We start from the raw sequence: 18,421 nt of genomic DNA, 5'->3' as shown, positions 1-18,421 counted from the left end.
CAACAAAATTATGACAAAACAAAGAGCACATATCAATGTAAATCTATGCGATAGCCCGATACTAAAGGGATCGTTTGGATATGAATGTATGATATGGAATGGGGCAAAATGTGCTGACTTTGGAAATTATTTACTGTAAACTCGTAAAGATTTAATCAAAATACTGCAAAACGCCTCGATTGTCGAGGCGTTTTTTGTGTTTTTAAGGCAGAAATTATTTAGAATGAAAAAAAATAACCAGAAAAGTGAAAATTTTTAATTAACAATGGAATTTTAATATAACAAAATAGAGTGATAAGCAAACCGGTGAGAGACAGTCATTTAGGTAGTTAAGGCATCTGCAATATATTGTGGACAGGAATTCCTGTTTCTTTTATTTTGGTGTAACTTTCTGTTTATCAGTTAGTTGTAATTAAAATTTATTTGCGAATTAAAAAAAATCATATTTACTTTGCAACCGAAAATTGAAAGCAACAGGTTTTCAGGATTTCCAAAAATGTTTAAAACAAAAAATATAATGAAACAATTACATTACATATTTAATCAGTATTCGGGACTACAGGCACAAGAGCCGAAGGGATGTGTATGTCTTCTTGATAGTGAATTTATAGATGAAAGGTGCTTATATACGTGGGTCAGCTAATGATCTGATACGTCAAAATATATACAGCACCTCCCGAAAGAGGTGCTTTTTTTATGGTTTCTTTAGCTTATTTGGTAAAGCGTCGGTCTGTGGCACCGGAGAACAGGGTTCGATCCCCGGAGAAACCCAAAATATAATCTCATAGCTCAATTGGTTAGAGCACCGGTCTTTTAAACCGGGGGTTGAAGGTTCAATTCCTTCTGGGGTTACAAAAGGAGAGTAGGCAGATATTGGTTTGTTGCGGCTTACTGCTAATGAGTTCTACAACAGTAGTGAAGGTTCAGTCTCCGCAAAAAGGTCTATTGAGGTAATGGCTAACCTGCCCGACTGTCTCTTGGGCACTGCGAGTTCGATTCTCGCATAGACCGCAATGGTTCACGGAAAATTTCAGCTCCGACTGTCTCTCGGAAAAGAAATTGGAAACTGAACCGAAAAACTGGAAAGATAACGGTGGTTGTTTACCCGTCTTGGACGCGGGAGGTCGTAGGTTCGAATCCTATTTTCCAGACAATTTATTAAATGAAAAATTGAATATGAATTTTGAAAGTTTCTGATCAATTATCAATAATCATTGATCAATTACAATGAATATATCTGATGGTTCGCCGAAGTGGAAGAGTCGGGGCGGTCTGCAAAACCGTTGCATTAGCTGAGTGGGTTTGAATCCCATAACCATCTCAAATAACTAAGATGAGATTAGTTCCGGAGAAAAAGTAAAAGTTTGTCGAGCGTAGAAGTTCTTATATCAAACAAAAAAATAAAGACAAGCTTTTTCTGACTCCAAAATAGAGGTTAGGTACGAGAATTTAGAATGCAATCTTGATATCATTCATCTTTTATCAATCATCATTTATAAAAAGGAAGTGCGCCGGAGTTGGAGAGTCGGGGCAGACTGTAACTCTGTTGCTTTAGAGCTAAGTAGGTTCGAATCCTACCACTTCCACAAAAATCAACCGATAATGTAATGGCAGCATGCAGGAACTATACTCTTGTCGCTTAGGTTCGATTCCTAGTCAGTTGATTTTATTAATGCTCCATTCGTCTAACGGTTAGGACGCCTGCCTTTCGAGCAGTTGATAAGGGTTCGATTCCCTTATGGAGTACAAAGTTAACAAGGAAAGAGAAAGGTTTGTCAAGCGCAGAAGATCTTTACAAACACTAACAAGCAAAAGTTTATATAGACAAGCTTTCTCCAACCTTAAACATAAGTAATAAATAATAAGTAATGAGCGATGAACGTTTATTGTGAAAATTAATTTTCAACATTACTAATTACACATTGTTTATTACTTATAATCCTGCAGGAATGGCGGAACTGGCAGACGCACTTGATTTAGAATCAAGGTATTGAGGGTTCGACTCCCTTTTCCTGTACAATGTTAATTAACAAAAAGATAAATGAAAATATAGTATTCAAAATCAATTATCGCTTATCTATGATCATTTATAATCAACATTTGGATCAGTGGTGTACAAGGTGTGCACGTTAGTCTGAAAAACTAGAGGTATAGGTTCAATTCCTGTCTGTTCCACAAAATATGAGTAAACTCAAAACTGATCACTCAGGACAGTGATTCATAGTGTAATGGGTAGCACACAAGACTTTGACTCTTGTTGTTCAGGTTCGAGCCCTGATGAATCAGCAAATTATTTATCAATTAAAACAAGTATGTAGAATTTTAAAAAATGTAAAAAAAATGGAAACGCAACAAGAAACATGGCAGAATATGACTGGAAAATTTTTCCACAAACCTATCATACAATTGGTAGAAGAAGCCATCATCCGTGAACAGGCTAATGGATACCGACTGAAAGTTTGTGTGGGTTCAGATTCCCACGTTTATGGTGATGATATCAGCTACGCTACAGCAGTGGTATTTATTCGCGAAGGAAAAGGAGCGTTTACTTTTATTAGAAAACAAAGAGAAGTACAAACCATCAGTATCAAAGAACGAATGCTGAATGAAGTGAACAAATCTGTAGAAATTGCGTATGCTATCTGTTCTATTTTGGATACTTACGGGGTGGAAATGGAAGTACACGCAGATATCAATACGGATCCTGAATTTAAATCCAATGTTGCATTAAAAGATGCAATGGGATATATTCTGGGAATGGGATATGTTTTTAAAGCTAAGCCACATGCTTTTGCAAGTTCCAACTGCGCTGATATGATGGTGTAATTGTAATCTCAGATATTCAACCTATGAAAATGGCAAAAAAGCTTTTGTTTCTGGATGATATCAGATATCCGATCGAAGCCTATTATTATACAAAACAGGATATTTTCTTAGAGAAAGATTGGGATATAGTTCGGAATTACGAACAGTTTATCAACAGAATTATGGAGAAAGGACTTCCAGAGATGATCTCTTTTGATCATGACCTTGCAGATATCCATTATCTGGAGCAGAATTCTTTAGATTTTACTGAAAAGACAGGTTATGATTGTGCCAAGTGGCTGATTGAATATTGTATGGATAACGGGCTGGACCTACCGGAGTTTTACAGCCATTCCATGAACCCGGTTGGGAAGGAGAATATTCTTAACCTATTAGAAAATTTTAAAAAAGCTAATAAAAAATCTTAAAGTTTAGTTTCGGTAATTTTTTACCGGAACTTTTTTATATCACGTAAAAAGATTGCGTACTTGTGGTTTTTCTTTGCATAGACTTTTAAAAGTATTTCTTTCCTGGATATTTCTTTTCCAAATTCATCCCACTTATCAATTGAGTAACAAAATGTAAATGATATTAGAAAAACTATGTAGTATGAAAAATAAAACAACAAATGAAATATTAATTATCGACCTGGAAGCGACGTGTTGGGAAAATGACAGAATTCCCATTGGGCAAAAAGTCGATATTATAGAAATAGGAATTTGCTTATTGAACTTAACATCAAAAGAGATTTCTAAGAAGCAAAGTGTATATGTAATTCCCGAGAGGTCTGAAATCAATGAATTTTGTACAAAACTGACGGGAATTACGCCACAACTGATAGAAGAAAAAGGAATCTATTTTGAAGAAGCCTGTGAAAAAATCATTGACGAGTACAATCCAGCCTTATTAACCTGGGCTGGCTTTGGAAATTTTGATAAGGAGCAAATCTTTGAACAATGTGATTGGCTTGGAATAGAAATTCCTTTTTCTTACGATTATCTTAATGTGATGGATGAATTTAAAGACCATTTTAGTCTTCCAAGAATGATGGGTCTAAAAAGAGCCCTGGATTATTTGAAAATGGAATTTGAAGGAAATCATCACAGTGGAGCTGACGATGCTTACAACGCTGCCAAAATTTTGAGAAAGATTTTGGAGTAATTATTAAACAAGCAATTTTTAAAACAATGAAAACAACAGACAATATATTAATTATAGACCTTGAAGCCACGTGTTGGGATGACCGACCCCCTAAAGGTCAGGAAAGTGAGATCATCGAAATCGGCGTTTGCATCATGGATGCGAAAACCGGTAAGATCTCAAAGAATGAAGGGATTTTAGTAAAACCCCAATATTCCAAAGTAAGCCCTTTTTGTACGGAACTTACTACAATTACTCAAAAAATGTTGGATGAGGAAGGTATTTTCTTTGACGATGCATTAGATATTCTCAGAGCAGAATATGATTCTGAAGATTTAACCTGGGCGAGTTATGGCAATTATGACCTGAACATGCTTCAAAGCCAGGCAAGAAGGTTTAATGTGGATTATCCATTAGGTGATGACCATATCAATGTGAAAACATTATTTGGGGAAGTGCATCCGACTATCAGGAAAAGTGTAGGGATGAGTAGAGCTTTAGGGGAATTGAATTTCAAGCTCGAAGGGACTCATCACAGAGGAGTTGATGATGCCAAAAATATTGCCAAGATTTTGTATTGGTGCCTTCAGAATTATTAAAATTCTCAATGTTTCAGAATGAGCTCTCTTATAAATGGAGCTTTTATTTTTTAGATAGTTTTTATGATACTTCATACACGGAGTTATTTTGAGTTTTATTCTAGTTAATAGTGCGGTATGTGATCATTTGCGTATTCTCTTTAATTAAAAATAGTCACTTTTTTTTAAAATAATTTCATGACGCAAATAGACTGCGCACTTGTGCAGTTACTTTGCATTATCAAAATGAAACAATATTACAGTTTTGAGAAATAAACTTTAATTAAAATATCAGGGAAGTCTTGTTGTGTGTTTCGGTATATCACCATTGCAGAAGAATTTGTTGAGAAACATGATTTCGTTCTGTCCAGCTTGACTTGAAGGTTTGAGGAGTTTTCCAAAAAACTTCTACCATGTGCTATGGGTCGGAGGTTCGAATCCTTCTATTTCCATTGGGGAATATAACTCAGTTAGGTTAGAGTAATAGCTTTATGATGTGTGGGTTCGAATCCCACTGCCAACTCGATTGGTAAGGCGGAATGGTTGACGCGCTACACGATCACTGTAGTATCATTTGAATAGACTTAAAATCTATTTTTGATCGAGTTTTGGATGTTCTCTTAAAAAACATTTGCCATGGAAAAGTCTGAGGTTTTTCAGTTGTTTAATCAGCAGTTTGAAAAAGCTTGTAAGAAAAGATATTTTCTGAGAATAAAATTCAGTTGAGGAATAACGACGATTGAATGCATTTTCTAAAAAGGAAGTTTTTGCGTGAGCGATGGTAGTGGATATCCTTTTTTGTTTTACAAAAAAGATAGAAGTGAACGTAGCGACCCAAGCTGTTGTCTTTGCAATGGCAAGGGGCACGCCCAAGATCTGAATGATTGGAAAATAATTTTGAAACGCCTGTTCTTAAACGGATGAAATTTTTTGAAATACTTTACTTCCGCCATTTTTGGAAGAGAGATCCTCAGTTTTTTCCTTTTGTTAAAAATTAATAACCTTTAAAATATAAATAAGATGATAAAAAATGTACAAATTGAAGCATACCAAGTAGGTTTGGTATTTAAAAACCGAAACCTGATTGAAATCCTGAAAGAAGGTAATCACTGGGTTTTTGGTGGTAAATTTGTGGAAATCTATGAAATGAAGACGTTGTTGAAAGCTAATGACGATTTGATTCTTTTATTGAAAAATGAAGAGTTAAATGCGATGTTGGAAATCGTGGAGGTGAAAGATGGTGAACTTGTATTGGTTTATGAGAACGGAATCTTTAAAGAGGTACTTCATGTTGGTCAATATGTCATTTGGAAGGGTGTGATGAACAGAGAATTTCTAAAAGCTGACTTGACGAAAGTTGATATTACAGAAAAGATTTCCAAAACCATTCTGGAAAATGCAAAATTGAAAAACCTTACCAGAAAATTTGTGGTGACTAATCAGCATAAAGGTTTGTTAATCATCGATGGTAAGCTAACGAAAGTGCTGGATGCAGGAACTTATTATTTTTGGGTGAATGAAATTTCCGTTGAAGTAAAAAGTGTAGATACTCGTATGCAGCAAATGGAAATTGCCGGCCAGGAGCTTTTAACGAAAGATAAAGCGATGCTTCGTATCAATTTTTATGTTCGTTATCAAGTGGAAAATATCGTGAAAGCATTGATGGATAATAAAGAGTATGATAAACAATTGTATATACTGATGCAGTTGGCTCTTCGCGAGTTTGTGGGTGCTTTGACATTAGATGAATTGCTGTTGAAAAAGGATTCTGTAGGAAAAGAAATTCTGGAGAATCTTGGACATAAAGCCAACGATCTTGGATTGAAGGCTACAGATGCTGGAATCCGGGATGTGATCCTAACAGGAGAAATGAAGGAAATCATGAATCAGGTTTTGATTGCAGAGAAAAAAGCTCAGGCCAACAGCATCATGCGTCGTGAAGAAACAGCTTCTACAAGAAGTTTACTGAACACAGCGAAACTAATGGAGGAAAATGAAGTCTTGTGGAAGTTGAAAGAAATGGAATTTATGGAGAAGATTGCAGATAAGATTGGAGATATTACCGTTTCCGGAAACAGTAATATTGTTTCTCAGCTAAAAGAGATTTTTGCAAAATAAAACTAATAACTATTACTATAGAAATGGGCTTCTGTGAAAACAGAAGCTCATTTCGCATTCATATAATTTAACCAGTCTTCATAAGATATTACACCCAATTCAGGTCGGCCTTCACCATCGAGAATAGAGATGAATTCCAAACTATTTCCATCCGGATCATTAAAATAAATGGCTAAAGCTGGCATCCATGCAAAGACCATCGGCTTATCCATCCCATCTTTCAGAAAGTTGTAAGGTTTTAGGTTTCTTGTTTTTAAATAATCAACCGAATAATTCAGAATATCTTCTTTATCGCTCGAAAAAGCAAAATGCCTGGGTTGTAAATTTTCTTTTTGTTCCCATAGGCCGAGCATAAACTCTTTTCCTTCACCAACCCATAAAAATACAATCGGTCGGGTTTCATCTCTATGTGCTAGTTTTAGTCCTAAAACTTCAGTATAAAATTGAATAGCATTTTCTAAATTACTTACCTGAATATGTGTTTCATATAATCCTTTGATCATAATTGTCGTATTAAATGTTATAAGTAATAACAAAAGTATAAATCAATTCCTCAAAAATGATATTTCACCAATTCCTTTATAAAAAAAGAGTGATAGATATTATAACTTAAAAAATTTAGAATGTCGAATAAAAAAGCCGATAAATATTTATTTACCGGCTTATACTTTAGTTGAGTTCTTCTTCAAAATTCTTTTTCCACTTCGCAATAGTGGTTCTGCTGATCTTATACTTCTTTGACATATAACTTGTAGAAAAACCATGCTTTCTCTGATATTGCAATAGCTTCAGCATTGTTTTCTTATCGTATGTTTTTAGTTTCTGGTTGTTTTTTGCACTTTCTTTTGATTGTTCAAAAAGCCTTTCATTAAGTTTTAGAACATCATCTGAAGTATTAAGTCTTTTGAGTAATTCTTTAATTTTCGGTTCTTCTAATTTATCAGGATGTTCAAGTCTGAGCATGTCATGATAAATTTTGCTGTAATTTGGTCGCATTATATCTTATTTATTTGGGGTGTCTATTTTCTGGAGCCAACGATGAAGCGTACTTTTTGGAATGGAATATTCTTTTATTACGTCATTCAAGCTCATCTCTCCGGACTGAATTCTTTTGATAATAAATTCTTTGATTTCCTGAGTGTAGATATTCTTTCTGAAATAAGGTATTTTTTCGGATTTTTCGGTGTTCTTATTTACTGCTGCTGGTGGAGCGTATAGAATAAGGTGAGAACTATACAGTCTGAAAAAGTCATACTCTAATAATTTACTGCATCTTAACAGAACTTCTGTGTCGATCGATCTGCTATTTAGCATGTTTTCAACAAACTCTTCATCTTTGTTTAGGAAGTTACAAATCCTTTCTATTGTAATTCCTTTGTCTTCAACTCGCTCTTTTATGAATTGTCCTATATGTATTTCTTTGTATAACATTTATAAGATAAATATTTATATTAATAATATGTGTAAGTAAATAGTGTGTTACAATTTTTATTGGTATTCTGAAATAGATAATGATAATAGAATATGATATGAAATATGTAATCAGATGCTGTTGAGCTATAATGATGGTAAAATGCAAAATTTGTAAAATCTTTTACATTACTATTTGCTGGCTTTTGAGTATTTAAAGAATTAATTGAGTATCCTTCCAACTTCCATCGATGCTTTTAGCGATTATTTATTTTTCATTTCGTCTAATAAAATACTATAAATATCAGATTTTACGACTGTAGTAGTAATAATACATTATCTAAAGCGCTTTCATGTAATTTCTCTTTATTTTGTTCTACTGATAGATTACTTTTTTATATTAAAGTTAAATTAGTAAAATCTTATTTTAATTTAAAGATATATAAGAAATAATCAACTTATTGGTTCCCAAATATAGAGAAAATAGAAATTGAAGCAAAAGATATAGTAATAAATAATGTTAAAAAATGGTTTTAACGAAAAAATTAGGGTGTTAAATTTTTATATTTTTAACAATATAAATTTATATATGAATTATTACGAATAATGCTTATTCGTTTATGCTATTTTGAAAATTCGATTATTGTATATAATGTTTCAAGTATTTACCTTTGTCCACAGTTATGAGTACATATATAAAGATCTTCGATTTTTCTAAAAAGGTAAACTATAAAAATGAATTACTTGCAGGGTTTACAGTTGCAATGACTATGATTCCTGAATCTCTTTCATTTGCTATTTTAGCGGGACTTTCTCCGTTAACGGGTTTGTATGCAGCCTTTTTAATGGGGTTGATAACGGCTGTTTTCGGTGGTAGACCAGGAATGGTTTCCGGTGGAGCGGGTGCTACTGTTGTTGTCTTGATCGCATTAGCTAAATCTCATGGTGTTGAATATCTGTTTGCTACTGTTATACTGGCGGGGGTTTTTCAAATGCTTGTGGGTATCTTTAAATTAGGAAAGTTCGTTCGGTTGATCCCACAGCCTGTCATGTACGGTTTTTTGAATGGTTTGGCTGTTATTATTTTTATGGCTCAAGTCGAGCAATTTAAATTTGTGGACAGCAATGGTGTCGTTCAGTGGCTACAGGGGACTTCTTTATATATTATGGCAGGGCTTACCATTTTTACCATAGCTATTGTTTATTTTTTACCAAAAATCACTAAAGTTGTTCCAGCTTCATTAGTCGCTATTTTAATGGTCTTCGGAATTGTTTTAGGGTTTAATATTAACACAAAAACAGTTGCCGATATTGCTCATATTAGCGGAAGCCTTCCTTCTTTTCATATTCCCCATATCCCATTTTCCCTGGAAACACTGAATGTTATTTTCCCATATGCTTTGATCATGGCAGGCGTTGGCCTTATAGAATCTCTCCTTACATTGTCTATGGTGGATGAAATTACCAATTCTAAAGGAAATGCCAATCGTGAATCTGTGGCTCAGGGAATAGCAAATATTACCAACGGCTTCTTTGGCGGGATGGGTGGCTGTGCAATGGTGGCACAGACCTTAGTCAATCTTAATGCCGGATCAAGGGCGAGGCTATCGGGGATCATTGCATCCCTTACTATTTTAATTATTATCTTATTTGGAGCTCCATTTATTGAAAAGATACCAATGGCAGCATTGGTTGGGGTAATGATGATGGTGGCGATAAGTACTTTCCAATGGGTTTCTATAAGGATTGTCAATAAAATGCCAAAGTCCGATATATTTGTTGGGGTGGTAGTTGCTTTAATAACAATTGTATTGCATAATCTGGCTCTTGCAGTTTTAGTAGGGGTTGTAATTGCTGCTCTCGTGTTTGCTTGGGATAATGCAAAAAGAATCAGAGCTAGAAAATATATTGACGAAGATGGAGCAAAGCACTATGAAATATTTGGACCCTTATTTTTTGGTTCTGTAACGGCCTTCACAGATAAATTTGATCCTGCTGGTGATCCTAATGATGTAATTGTTGATTTTAAAGAAAGCAGAATTGTTGATATGAGCGCCATTGATGCTCTGGATAAATTATCGAAACGTTACCATGATCTTAATAAAACACTGCATCTGCGTCATTTAAGTGAGGATTGTAGAAAGGTATTGAAAAATGCAGAAGCAGTCATTGATGTTAATATTGAGGATGATCCTACTTATAAAGTGATGCCTGAAAGATAAAAATAACCAAACAAGGACTGTGAAATATTTACAGTCCTTGTCTTTTTAGGTTATCAATAGGTTAACGATGAACATATTGTACTAATATATATGGACAGTATTTCATGTCAATTCAATTTTTTGTGGTTTAGTTTTCTCAATTTTTTCTTAATTATTAGTGTTAAATCTTAAAAAGTTATAAAAAAACAGACATTAATTTTAAAAAAATTATCTTTGGAAGGAATTGAATAATTCAGCTTAAAACTAACGACAAAAACATGAAATTATATAAGCAATCTTTTTCAAGAGGAGCTTAATGTAAATTATAATTGGTACCATTTTGAAAGCAGATATCGACATCCATAACCACTATCATTTTTCTTTTGATCTGTGGCTCACTTTAATAAAATCTCATCCCGAATTTAAAGCAAAAAGAGTTGAGCTGTTCTCCTCATTTTTCAATATCAACAGACCCATAGAAGAGGTTGCAAAAACTGTAAAATACTATGATGATTTATGCAATACCATCAATGAGGTTATAGGTGGGAATGTGGATACTTTTGAAATCTATTTGCTGATTTTAAATGCTTTAAATGTTGATATAAAAGAATTAAACAGGGATGATTTAAATAGATTTTACACTGAAAGTGAAGAATTATTTCTCGAATATAAACCAGTTATTATCTTCGAAAATGTACATCAATTTTTTAACGAAATTAAAAGTCAGGGAAAGACCATTAATATATTAAGTAATACGGGATTTATTAAAGGAAAAACACTCCGGAAATTTTTGATTGAAGAGAACCTTGATGAATTTATCGATTTCCATATTTATTCCGATGAAATTAATTGTTCAAAACCTAATCCGATCGTTTTTCAGGAAGTGAAAAATAAAATTAAAAATCAAGATTTAGAACTGCATCAGATTCTACACATAGGTGATAATCTGATCGCTGATTTTAATGGAGCAAAAAATTTTGGTTTCAATGCACACTTACTTAAATACTCAATATAACATGAACAAGAGGTACAGTTTACACCATATCCATTCTGCAAAAGAGTTTACTTTTTCCCCTGCAGAATACAGTTATTTTAAGTATGGAGATAAATCTTATGCCGAAAAGTTTGCTAAGGAACTATTCGATGGGTTTATTTCTCATAACGAAGGACTTTTCAATGTCGATAAAGAGATTGTGATTTTACCAAGTCCTTATATGGCAATTCCTACAGCTTCTAATTTTTTGTGCTTCTACTTTAAAAAGTGCTTGGATTTTTATCTGTTTCAGAGAGGAAAGAAATCAAGTATTCTCTCAAAGATAAACCGTAATCATACCTATACCACAGATTATGGAAATCTTAGTTTTGAAGATCGTAAAAATTTGATTGCCAATGATACTTATTATATCGATAAGGATTTTTTACGCGGAAAACTTTGTATTTTTATAGATGATATAAAAATTACAGGAAGTCACGAACATACAGTGAACAAAATATTAGATGAATATGCTGTACAGGCGGATTTTATATTCTTATATTATGCTGAGTTGATGAATTTTGATATTGATCCGACTATCGAAAATTACTTCAATTACTACGCTGTAAAAAATGTCGAGCACATTGTAGAGGTCATGATAAAGCCCAGTTTTCAGTTCAATACAAGAATTGTAAAATATATTTTAGGGTTAGAATCAAGTAATTTTGAATATCTTACGTCTAAAGTAAAAAAGGAACATATGGATGATCTGCTGGAATTAGCTATCAGCAACAATTATCATTTAATAAAAGAATACGAAAATAACATAAACACTTTAACACAAACCGAATTATATTATGGCTATTAACTTACAGAAAGGACAAAGAGAAAATATAAATGCACCTAAATTCACAGTAGGTTTAGGATGGGATATCAATAATACATCTACGGGAGGTGCTTTCGATTTAGATGCTTCTTTATTTTTATTGGGAGAAAACAAAAAATTAGTTTCAGATAATCACTTCATTTTTTATAACAATCTTGAGTCTCCGGATAAAGCAGTTATTCACACAGGTGATAATTTAACAGGAGATGGAGCAGGAGATGATGAGCAAATCAAGATTGATTTAACTAAAATTGATGATGCTGTAAAAGAAATTACAGTAGTTGTTACGATACATGAAGCAGAATCCAGAAAACAAAACTTCGGACAGGTAAGAAATTCTTTCATTAGAATTTTCAATACAGATACGAATGAAGAAATCTTAAAATATGAATTAGATGAAGATTTCTCTATCGAAACAGCTGTTGAATTCGGAAGAATATACAACAGAAATGGAGAGTGGAAATTTGAAGCTGTAGGAAGTGGACAAAGAGATGGTCTTGAAAAATTTGTATCAATCTATCAATAATCTATTATGGATAACCAATCAAATCAATCCAATGACCCAATTCAGCCGATTGAACCTCTTAAAACCTTTGAGCCCAATCAGCAGAGTCAACCAGCTCAGGGAGTACCTCCGGTTCTAGTTGATAGAGACGGAAATGTAAATCTAACCCAGATACAAGGTGCAGATCTTCAGAAATATGAAACTGCAGCTAATGCTATAGATGAGACCAATCCTGGTTCTATCGTGAATTTTGGTTCTGAACTTCAAAAAACTTTAGCTAATCAAAGTGATAGTTTTTTAAATAATGTAAGAAGATCAAATTCTGGCGAAGTAGGAGAGCTGATCAATAATTTATTGGTCGAACTTAATTATGTGGATGTTGATGAAATCAACGGTGGCAATAAAGTGAAAGGCTTTTTCAGTCGTTTGCCATTCATGAAAAAGATGATCACCCAGGTAGAAAACTTATTTGCGAAGTATGATAAGATCGTTAATAATATCGACCAGATCTCGTATAAAGTAAATGCTGGAATCATTACTTCTACAAAAGATAATGCTGTATTACAGACTATTTTTGACAGTAACGTAAATTCTATCAAGCAAATTGAAGATCTTGTGATTGCTGGGAATTTAAGAATGGAAAGAGCATCGGGAGAACTTGCAGAAATGGAGGCTAATGTTCAGAATTATGCCGATTATCAAATTGCTGATAAAAGAGATTTTATCAACAGATTAGACAGAAGATTAGCTGATCTTAAAGTAGTACGTTTGATCATGATGCAGTCTCTTCCACAGATCAGACTGGTTCAAAACAATAACGTTTCTATTGCTGAGAAAGCACAGACTATCCTTACAACGACTTTGCCAGTATGGAAAAACCAACTTTCCTTAGCTGTTGCAATGCACAGACAACAGCAGAATATTGAAATTCAGCAGAAAGTATCTTCTACGACAGAAGAGATACTTAGAAAAAATGCAGAGCGCCTGGGTCAGAATTCAAGAAATGTTGCTAAAGCTAATGAGCAGACCATTGTTTCTGCTGAAACACTGAAAGAAACAACAGCAATGTTGATCAATACATTGAATGAAGTGAAGCAGATCCAAAAACAAGGTACCGAAAACAGAAGAAAACTGGATCAGGATCTACAGACATTAGAAAGCGAATTGAAAGCAAATATTAGAGGTTAATAATACGATATACCGGTGGATGATGAAGCAGTAATCATAATGTCTCAAAGTAAAAGAAGATTAACAAAGCTTAAGCTTCTTTCTAACTTCTTTGAAAATGTTGATATAATATCGATTTACATTAAAACAGATATTATACATAACTTATTCAATGAAAATAAAGCATTAGATTATAGTAAACTGGAGCTTTTTCATCTGCAGTATACCGACAGTCTGATAGAATTGCTGACCAAAATTAAAAAGAAAAAGGAAAACAATTTATTGGCTGTTATTAACGAGATCAATATCAATAACCAATATATTTCAGCTTTTGAGGAAAAGAAAGTTGATAGTTTTGAAATAGACAGGAAGATGTACAGTGGTATATTTTCCAAGCATCTGAAGAATTTGTATAAAGATCTTACAGAAGACAAATTTACCCTGAACTGGAATGATGTTTTATATTTTCAAAAAAAATATGGAGCAGAATTTTATAGAACGGAAGCAGATGAATCGAAACTTAAGTTTCATCAGGTTCCTTCTTATCAGTATCAGGATTATTCGATAGAAAGAAAGCTATTGGGTAAGCTTAATATACAGAATTTTAAAGTTCGCTTTATGTGTGGATATCGCATCGATAGGAACGAATATGAGTTGTTTAAGATCTTTCAATCCGATGAACATTTTATTTTCAATGTTGAAGAGAAAAGACTTTATCTGATCGATGATGAACTTGCATATTTAAATACTTCTGAAAACGAATCCAATCAGATTTTGATTATCAATCAGCTGAAAAATAAAAATGAAGAATTGGAAGAATCCATAGACGAAAGGAAACGAGCGTTGCCGGATGATGTGGAATCCGTTTTAAAAGACTATCTGCGAAACCTGGAAAGTGTTGATATTATGAGCAAAATATTTGATGTTAACGAAGAAACCAATATTCTTAGGGCAATGCTCAATTTGAATTTGAATAATTAAAGAAGGTAAATAGGTGAAAAATAAATTCATCTTTTAACCAAACAATAAAAAATAACTAAACATAAAAAGATGGCTATTAACTTACAAAAAGGTCAAAGAATTAACCTTACTAAAGAAAACGGAACGGCTCTTACGCAAGCTTGTGTTGGTATCAACTGGGGTGCGATAGAGAAAAAAAGTTTTTTTGGCGGAAGTAAAAAAGAAGCAGTAGACTTAGATGGGAGCTGTATCTTATATGACTCAAACAAAAATGCTACTGAAGTGATCTACTTCGGAAATTTAAAATCTAAAAACGGATCCGTAAAACACAGTGGGGATGATCTTACAGGAGATGTAGATGGGGATGATGGTCTTGATAATGAGGTAATCACTGTAGATTTCAGTCAGTTGGATGCAAGTGTTGAACATGTTGCTATGGTATTAAATAGCTACAGAGGACAGGATTTCGGAACTATTCCTTTTGCTTCAATCCGTATTTATGAAGGAACACCTACCAATGTAAGAGAGGTTTTTGCTAAATATGATATTGCTAATGATGCATCATTTAGTGGACACGTTGCCATGGTAATGGGAGTTTTCTATAAGAGAAACGGAGAATGGAAATTCAATGCGATTGGAGATCCTACTGCGGATAAAAAATTGGAGCAAACGATTCAGACAGTACAGCAGAAATATCTGTAAAATAGAAATTGTTTTAGAAGTAATTGATATTCGGTACAAGTCGGGTTTTTATTTTTATAAATAAATTACTCGAAAGATTGCTATTGAAATTAATTGTATCTATGCATTCAGAAAAAAAACAGCAATAATTGTACTTTGTACAGCTATTGCTTTTATCGTATAATAACACATAATAAAAGTGGAAAAACATCAAAGTATTTTAGAACTGCATCCAGGTTTGGTGTGGGGATTCGCGATAACAGTTGTTGTCATGTTACTTCTGGATTTAGGAGTTTTCAATAAAAAAAGTCACGAGGTTTCATCTAAAGAAGCTACGATCTGGTCAGTTGTATGGATTTCATTATCCATGATTTTTTCAGGAGTAGTATATTGGGTTTTCAACCAATCCGATGGCCATGCTCTGGCCGTAGAAAAGTTTACACAATATCAGGCAGCATATTGGATTGAAAAAGCTCTTTCTGTAGATAATTTATTTGTATTTATTCTTGTTTTCGGATTCTTTAAAGTTCCAAAATATTTACATCACAAAGTTTTATTCTGGGGGATTATCGGAGCATTACTGTTCAGGGCTATATTTATTTTTGCAGGAGTTGGTCTTATCAACTTAACGTATTTGCCTGAAATGAATATTTTCGGTGAGGCTGTTAAAATTAATATTGTTATGATGCTGTTCGGTTTATTCCTTGTTTATGCAGGTATTAAATCATGGGGTGACGGAGATGACGATGATGATGAAGACTATAGCAATACAGCAGGAGCAAGATTAATTAAAAGCTTTTGGAAAGTTTCAGATAATTATGATGGTGATAAATTCTTCACAATCCAGAATGGAATAAAAATGGCAACGCCACTTTTAGTAGTGGTAGGAGTTATCGAATTTACCGATGTTCTTTTTGCGGTAGACTCAATCCCTGCGATTTTTGCCATTTCAGATGATCCTTTCATTCTTTATACATCAAATATTTTTGCCATTTTAGGACTAAGATCACTTTATTTCCTATTAGCGAATTTTATTCATATGTTCAGCAAATTGCCATATGGTCTGGCGATTATATTATCCTTTATTGGAGTTAAAATGTTAATTGCACCATGGATCCATATTTCTTCTCCTATTTCATTGGGAATAGTAGGTGGAGTATTGGTGATCTCGGTTCTTTTATCAATCATGTTCCCGGAGAAAAAGGAAGATGAAAAAGAGAAATTAGAAGAAAAATAACGATTAAAGCCTTACTGAAAAGTAAGGCTTTTTTATTTTATCATAGAAAGGATTTCCACTTAGGTTATCCATGCAACAACTTGTTGATCTTACGCCGGGTTTGCACAGAAACCTTATATGTTTCATCCCGGAGTTTCTGTATTTTGCCTACAGGCTGAAAGATGGTTTTGCTTTCAAAAGGATTAAAGGATAATAATTCATTTTCACAGGTACGCTCTAGTATAGAATTTTTTTCGATTTTAACTTCTCCTACTTTGATTAATGGTGAGTTTTTCCATTCCCGGTTCAACTTATTGATCGGCTGATCCTTTAAATCATAGCAGAGCTGAATGAATACATCCGCAGTATAATCATTGGTTGTAAAATAGCTTTCAATAGCCTCACGGGTGTTCATTTTCCTGCCAAAATTCTTTTCCACGGATTTTGGACTGAGCTGTATTTTCATCACATATTCCCCTAATCGGTAGGCTCCAATAGAATGGTAGTCAAATGACAGGAAGAAATGATTCCGCTGCCCAATCAATCTGACTATATTTTTTAAAAATGAAAAGGTAAATAAAGAAGGTGTTGCTTTTACAATCTGAATAAGGAGTGGGAATAAATTATTCCACTTTTTGATGAAGAAATGGTTGATTGAAGTAAATAGTTTCAGAAATGTACTTACAGAGTTTACCGGAAACAGAGGAAAATTAACCAATGGATAATTCGCTAATACCTCGCCATTGTCATCTTTTATTTTTACTGAAAAGCCATACGCAGGAATATCTTTTTTAGATTGCTTAATTTTCAAGTGAGCATTGGAAAACCGTATAACCAACTCATATCTTTCTTTATCAAAGAAAGGCTGTAGTTGATCCGGCAGATCACGATTTATTATAAATTCTCCTTTTAAAACGGCATACGTTTTTGCGTGCGCATTTCGTGTGGCATAATTTACATCACTTATGATAGATGACTGTTCAACAAAATCGGAAATACTTTTTTTATTGATTTTAAGGAGTTCTTTTTCATCCTCCGTCAGTTCATTGAATTTCTTATTATATAGTATTGGGATTGGCATTAATTTTTAAATTCAATTATAACACCAAGTTTTGGATTGCATGTTAAGATAATGTTATTTTAGTGTTTTATCTCCTTAACATTAGATTTTCAGTGTTTTTCAGAAAGTTTATCTTTGTAAAAAAATTAAATAATGGGAGTAGCAGATATGTTATTTAAACGCAAAAAAGAATTGGCTGAAAAGAACCTTAATGATGGAAAAGCCTTCATGGAAGAAAATGCCAAAAAAGATGGTGTGGTAACGTTGCCAAGTGGTCTGCAATATGAGATCATAACAGAGGGAAGCGGAGCTCAGCCAAAAGCAAAAGATACCGTAAAATGTCACTATCATGGAACAACGATCAAAGGTGATGTATTTGACAGTTCAGTGAAAAGAGGAACTCCGGCATCTTTTCCTTTGAATCGTGTGATTTCGGGATGGACAGAAGCTTTACAATTAATGACTGTAGGAAGTAAATGGAGATTATTCCTTCCGCCTAATTTGGCATATGGTGAAGAGCAGATCAGCAAAGAAATAGGTCCAAACAGTACGCTTATTTTTGAAGTTGAATTATTGGGTATAAAATAGGATAACCTTAAATATGAATTAAAATTTACCTGCATGTCAGGTAAATTTTTTTATTTGTCTTAAATTAGTACTTTAGATTGATCATAAGGCGGAATAATTTTCTGCAAATTCAGCAGTTATCATATTTTATCAT

General features: G+C 33.5%; 19 protein-coding genes and 10 tRNA genes. 25 read left to right on the top strand and 4 right to left on the bottom strand.

From position 1 onward, the window contains the following. Nucleotides 1-10 precede the first annotated feature (10 nt). From NG806_RS11610 to NG806_RS11535, 16 genes are all read left to right on the top strand, one after another. Nucleotides 11-139, top strand: coding sequence for a penicillin-binding protein (locus NG806_RS11610; RefSeq protein ID WP_261509767.1), 129 nt, complete (start codon nt 11-13; stop codon nt 137-139). A 559-nt stretch (nt 140-698) separates the two neighbouring features. Next, nucleotides 699-771: transfer RNA gene (locus NG806_RS11605), tRNA-His, on the top strand. A 7-nt stretch (nt 772-778) separates the two neighbouring features. After that, nucleotides 779-852, top strand: a tRNA-Lys gene (locus NG806_RS11600). Nucleotides 853-939: 87 nt separating this feature from the next. Further along, nucleotides 940-1,011, top strand: a tRNA-Asp gene (locus NG806_RS11595). A 68-nt stretch (nt 1,012-1,079) separates the two neighbouring features. Continuing rightward, nucleotides 1,080-1,151 (top strand) — tRNA-Pro (locus NG806_RS11590). Nucleotides 1,152-1,239: 88 nt separating this feature from the next. Continuing rightward, a tRNA-Cys gene (locus NG806_RS11585) sits at nt 1,240-1,321 on the top strand. Nucleotides 1,322-1,502: 181 nt separating this feature from the next. Next, nucleotides 1,503-1,586, top strand: a tRNA-Tyr gene (locus NG806_RS11580). Nucleotides 1,587-1,674: 88 nt separating this feature from the next. Then, nucleotides 1,675-1,746, top strand: a tRNA-Glu gene (locus NG806_RS11575). A gap of 197 nt (nt 1,747-1,943) precedes the next feature. After that, a tRNA-Leu gene (locus NG806_RS11570) sits at nt 1,944-2,017 on the top strand. An 85-nt stretch (nt 2,018-2,102) separates the two neighbouring features. After that, nucleotides 2,103-2,175, top strand: a tRNA-Phe gene (locus tag NG806_RS11565). Between the two features lie 39 nt (nt 2,176-2,214). Continuing rightward, nucleotides 2,215-2,286, top strand: a tRNA-Gln gene (locus NG806_RS11560). Nucleotides 2,287-2,340: 54 nt separating this feature from the next. Beyond that, a complete protein-coding gene (locus tag NG806_RS11555) occupies nt 2,341-2,826 on the top strand; it encodes a ribonuclease H-like YkuK family protein (RefSeq protein ID WP_261509766.1) in 486 nt (161 codons plus the stop codon). A 29-nt stretch (nt 2,827-2,855) separates the two neighbouring features. Further along, on the top strand, nt 2,856-3,233 hold the full coding sequence (locus NG806_RS11550; protein ID WP_390882512.1) for a cyclic-phosphate processing receiver domain-containing protein: 378 nt from the start codon (nt 2,856-2,858) through the stop codon (nt 3,231-3,233). Nucleotides 3,234-3,414: 181 nt separating this feature from the next. Further along, entirely contained in the window at nt 3,415-3,966 is a 552-nt protein-coding gene (locus NG806_RS11545; protein WP_261509764.1) for a 3'-5' exonuclease, read from the top strand. Between the two features lie 26 nt (nt 3,967-3,992). Continuing rightward, nucleotides 3,993-4,544: a 3'-5' exonuclease gene (locus tag NG806_RS11540; protein ID WP_261509763.1), complete on the top strand. Its 552-nt coding sequence runs from the start codon at nt 3,993-3,995 to the stop codon at nt 4,542-4,544. Between the two features lie 999 nt (nt 4,545-5,543). Next, nucleotides 5,544-6,641, top strand: a complete 1,098-nt coding sequence (locus NG806_RS11535; RefSeq protein WP_214828615.1) for a slipin family protein — start codon at nt 5,544-5,546, stop codon at nt 6,639-6,641. Between the two features lie 47 nt (nt 6,642-6,688). Here NG806_RS11535 and NG806_RS11530 read toward each other — a convergent pair whose 3' ends face one another. From NG806_RS11530 to NG806_RS11520, 3 genes are all read right to left on the bottom strand, one after another. Beyond that, complete coding sequence (locus tag NG806_RS11530) at nt 6,689-7,144, bottom strand: VOC family protein (RefSeq protein WP_261509760.1); 456 nt, start codon at nt 7,142-7,144, stop codon at nt 6,689-6,691. Between the two features lie 166 nt (nt 7,145-7,310). Beyond that, a complete protein-coding gene (locus tag NG806_RS11525) occupies nt 7,311-7,604 on the bottom strand; it encodes a helix-turn-helix domain-containing protein (protein WP_251040536.1) in 294 nt (97 codons plus the stop codon). Between the two features lie 39 nt (nt 7,605-7,643). After that, a complete protein-coding gene (locus NG806_RS11520) occupies nt 7,644-8,072 on the bottom strand; it encodes a helix-turn-helix domain-containing protein (protein WP_214828623.1) in 429 nt (142 codons plus the stop codon). Between the two features lie 662 nt (nt 8,073-8,734). On the opposite strand from NG806_RS11520, the gene NG806_RS11515 reads away from it, so the two are divergent. The 8 genes from NG806_RS11515 (at nt 8,735) to NG806_RS11480 (ending at nt 16,661) form a co-directional block, all read left to right on the top strand. Continuing rightward, the gene (locus NG806_RS11515; RefSeq protein ID WP_261509756.1) at nt 8,735-10,273 is read left to right on the top strand and encodes a SulP family inorganic anion transporter; all 1,539 of its coding nucleotides are present in this window, start codon (nt 8,735-8,737) and stop codon (nt 10,271-10,273) included. 319 nt (nt 10,274-10,592) lie between these two features. Next, entirely contained in the window at nt 10,593-11,267 is a 675-nt protein-coding gene (locus NG806_RS11510) for an HAD family hydrolase (protein WP_214828629.1), read from the top strand. Nucleotide 11,268: 1 nt separating this feature from the next. Beyond that, complete coding sequence (locus NG806_RS11505) at nt 11,269-12,093, top strand: phosphoribosyltransferase family protein (RefSeq protein ID WP_214828632.1); 825 nt, start codon at nt 11,269-11,271, stop codon at nt 12,091-12,093. After that, nucleotides 12,083-12,637: a TerD family protein gene (locus NG806_RS11500; protein ID WP_214828635.1), complete on the top strand. Its 555-nt coding sequence runs from the start codon at nt 12,083-12,085 to the stop codon at nt 12,635-12,637. Before NG806_RS11505 ends, NG806_RS11500 begins: the two co-directional genes overlap by 11 nt. A 6-nt stretch (nt 12,638-12,643) precedes the next feature. Next, nucleotides 12,644-13,804 carry a toxic anion resistance protein gene (locus NG806_RS11495; protein ID WP_214828638.1) on the top strand — a complete coding sequence of 387 codons (1,161 nt, stop codon included), beginning with the start codon at nt 12,644-12,646 and terminating at the stop codon, nt 13,802-13,804. A gap of 39 nt (nt 13,805-13,843) precedes the next feature. Beyond that, nucleotides 13,844-14,764 carry a hypothetical protein gene (locus tag NG806_RS11490; protein ID WP_261509752.1) on the top strand — a complete coding sequence of 307 codons (921 nt, stop codon included), beginning with the start codon at nt 13,844-13,846 and terminating at the stop codon, nt 14,762-14,764. A gap of 69 nt (nt 14,765-14,833) precedes the next feature. Beyond that, the gene (locus tag NG806_RS11485) at nt 14,834-15,445 is read left to right on the top strand and encodes a TerD family protein (protein WP_214828644.1); all 612 of its coding nucleotides are present in this window, start codon (nt 14,834-14,836) and stop codon (nt 15,443-15,445) included. Nucleotides 15,446-15,623: 178 nt separating this feature from the next. Beyond that, nucleotides 15,624-16,661: a TerC/Alx family metal homeostasis membrane protein gene (locus tag NG806_RS11480; protein ID WP_214828659.1), complete on the top strand. Its 1,038-nt coding sequence runs from the start codon at nt 15,624-15,626 to the stop codon at nt 16,659-16,661. Between the two features lie 64 nt (nt 16,662-16,725). Here NG806_RS11480 and NG806_RS11475 read toward each other — a convergent pair whose 3' ends face one another. After that, nucleotides 16,726-17,721 (bottom strand): catalase family protein, encoded by a 996-nt coding sequence (locus NG806_RS11475; RefSeq protein WP_261509751.1) that lies wholly within the window; start codon nt 17,719-17,721, stop codon nt 16,726-16,728. Nucleotides 17,722-17,853: 132 nt separating this feature from the next. Here NG806_RS11475 and NG806_RS11470 point away from each other — a divergent pair, with 132 nt between their 5' ends. Beyond that, on the top strand, nt 17,854-18,288 hold the full coding sequence (locus NG806_RS11470; RefSeq protein ID WP_261509749.1) for an FKBP-type peptidyl-prolyl cis-trans isomerase: 435 nt from the start codon (nt 17,854-17,856) through the stop codon (nt 18,286-18,288). Nucleotides 18,289-18,421: the final 133 nt, after the last annotated feature.

It is taken from the genome of Chryseobacterium paludis (assembly GCF_025403485.1).
Taxonomy (GTDB): Bacteria; Bacteroidota; Bacteroidia; order Flavobacteriales; family Weeksellaceae; genus Chryseobacterium; species Chryseobacterium paludis.
The sequence above is the reverse complement of the archived record's forward strand: the minus strand, read 5'-3'. Positions and strand labels throughout refer to the sequence as shown.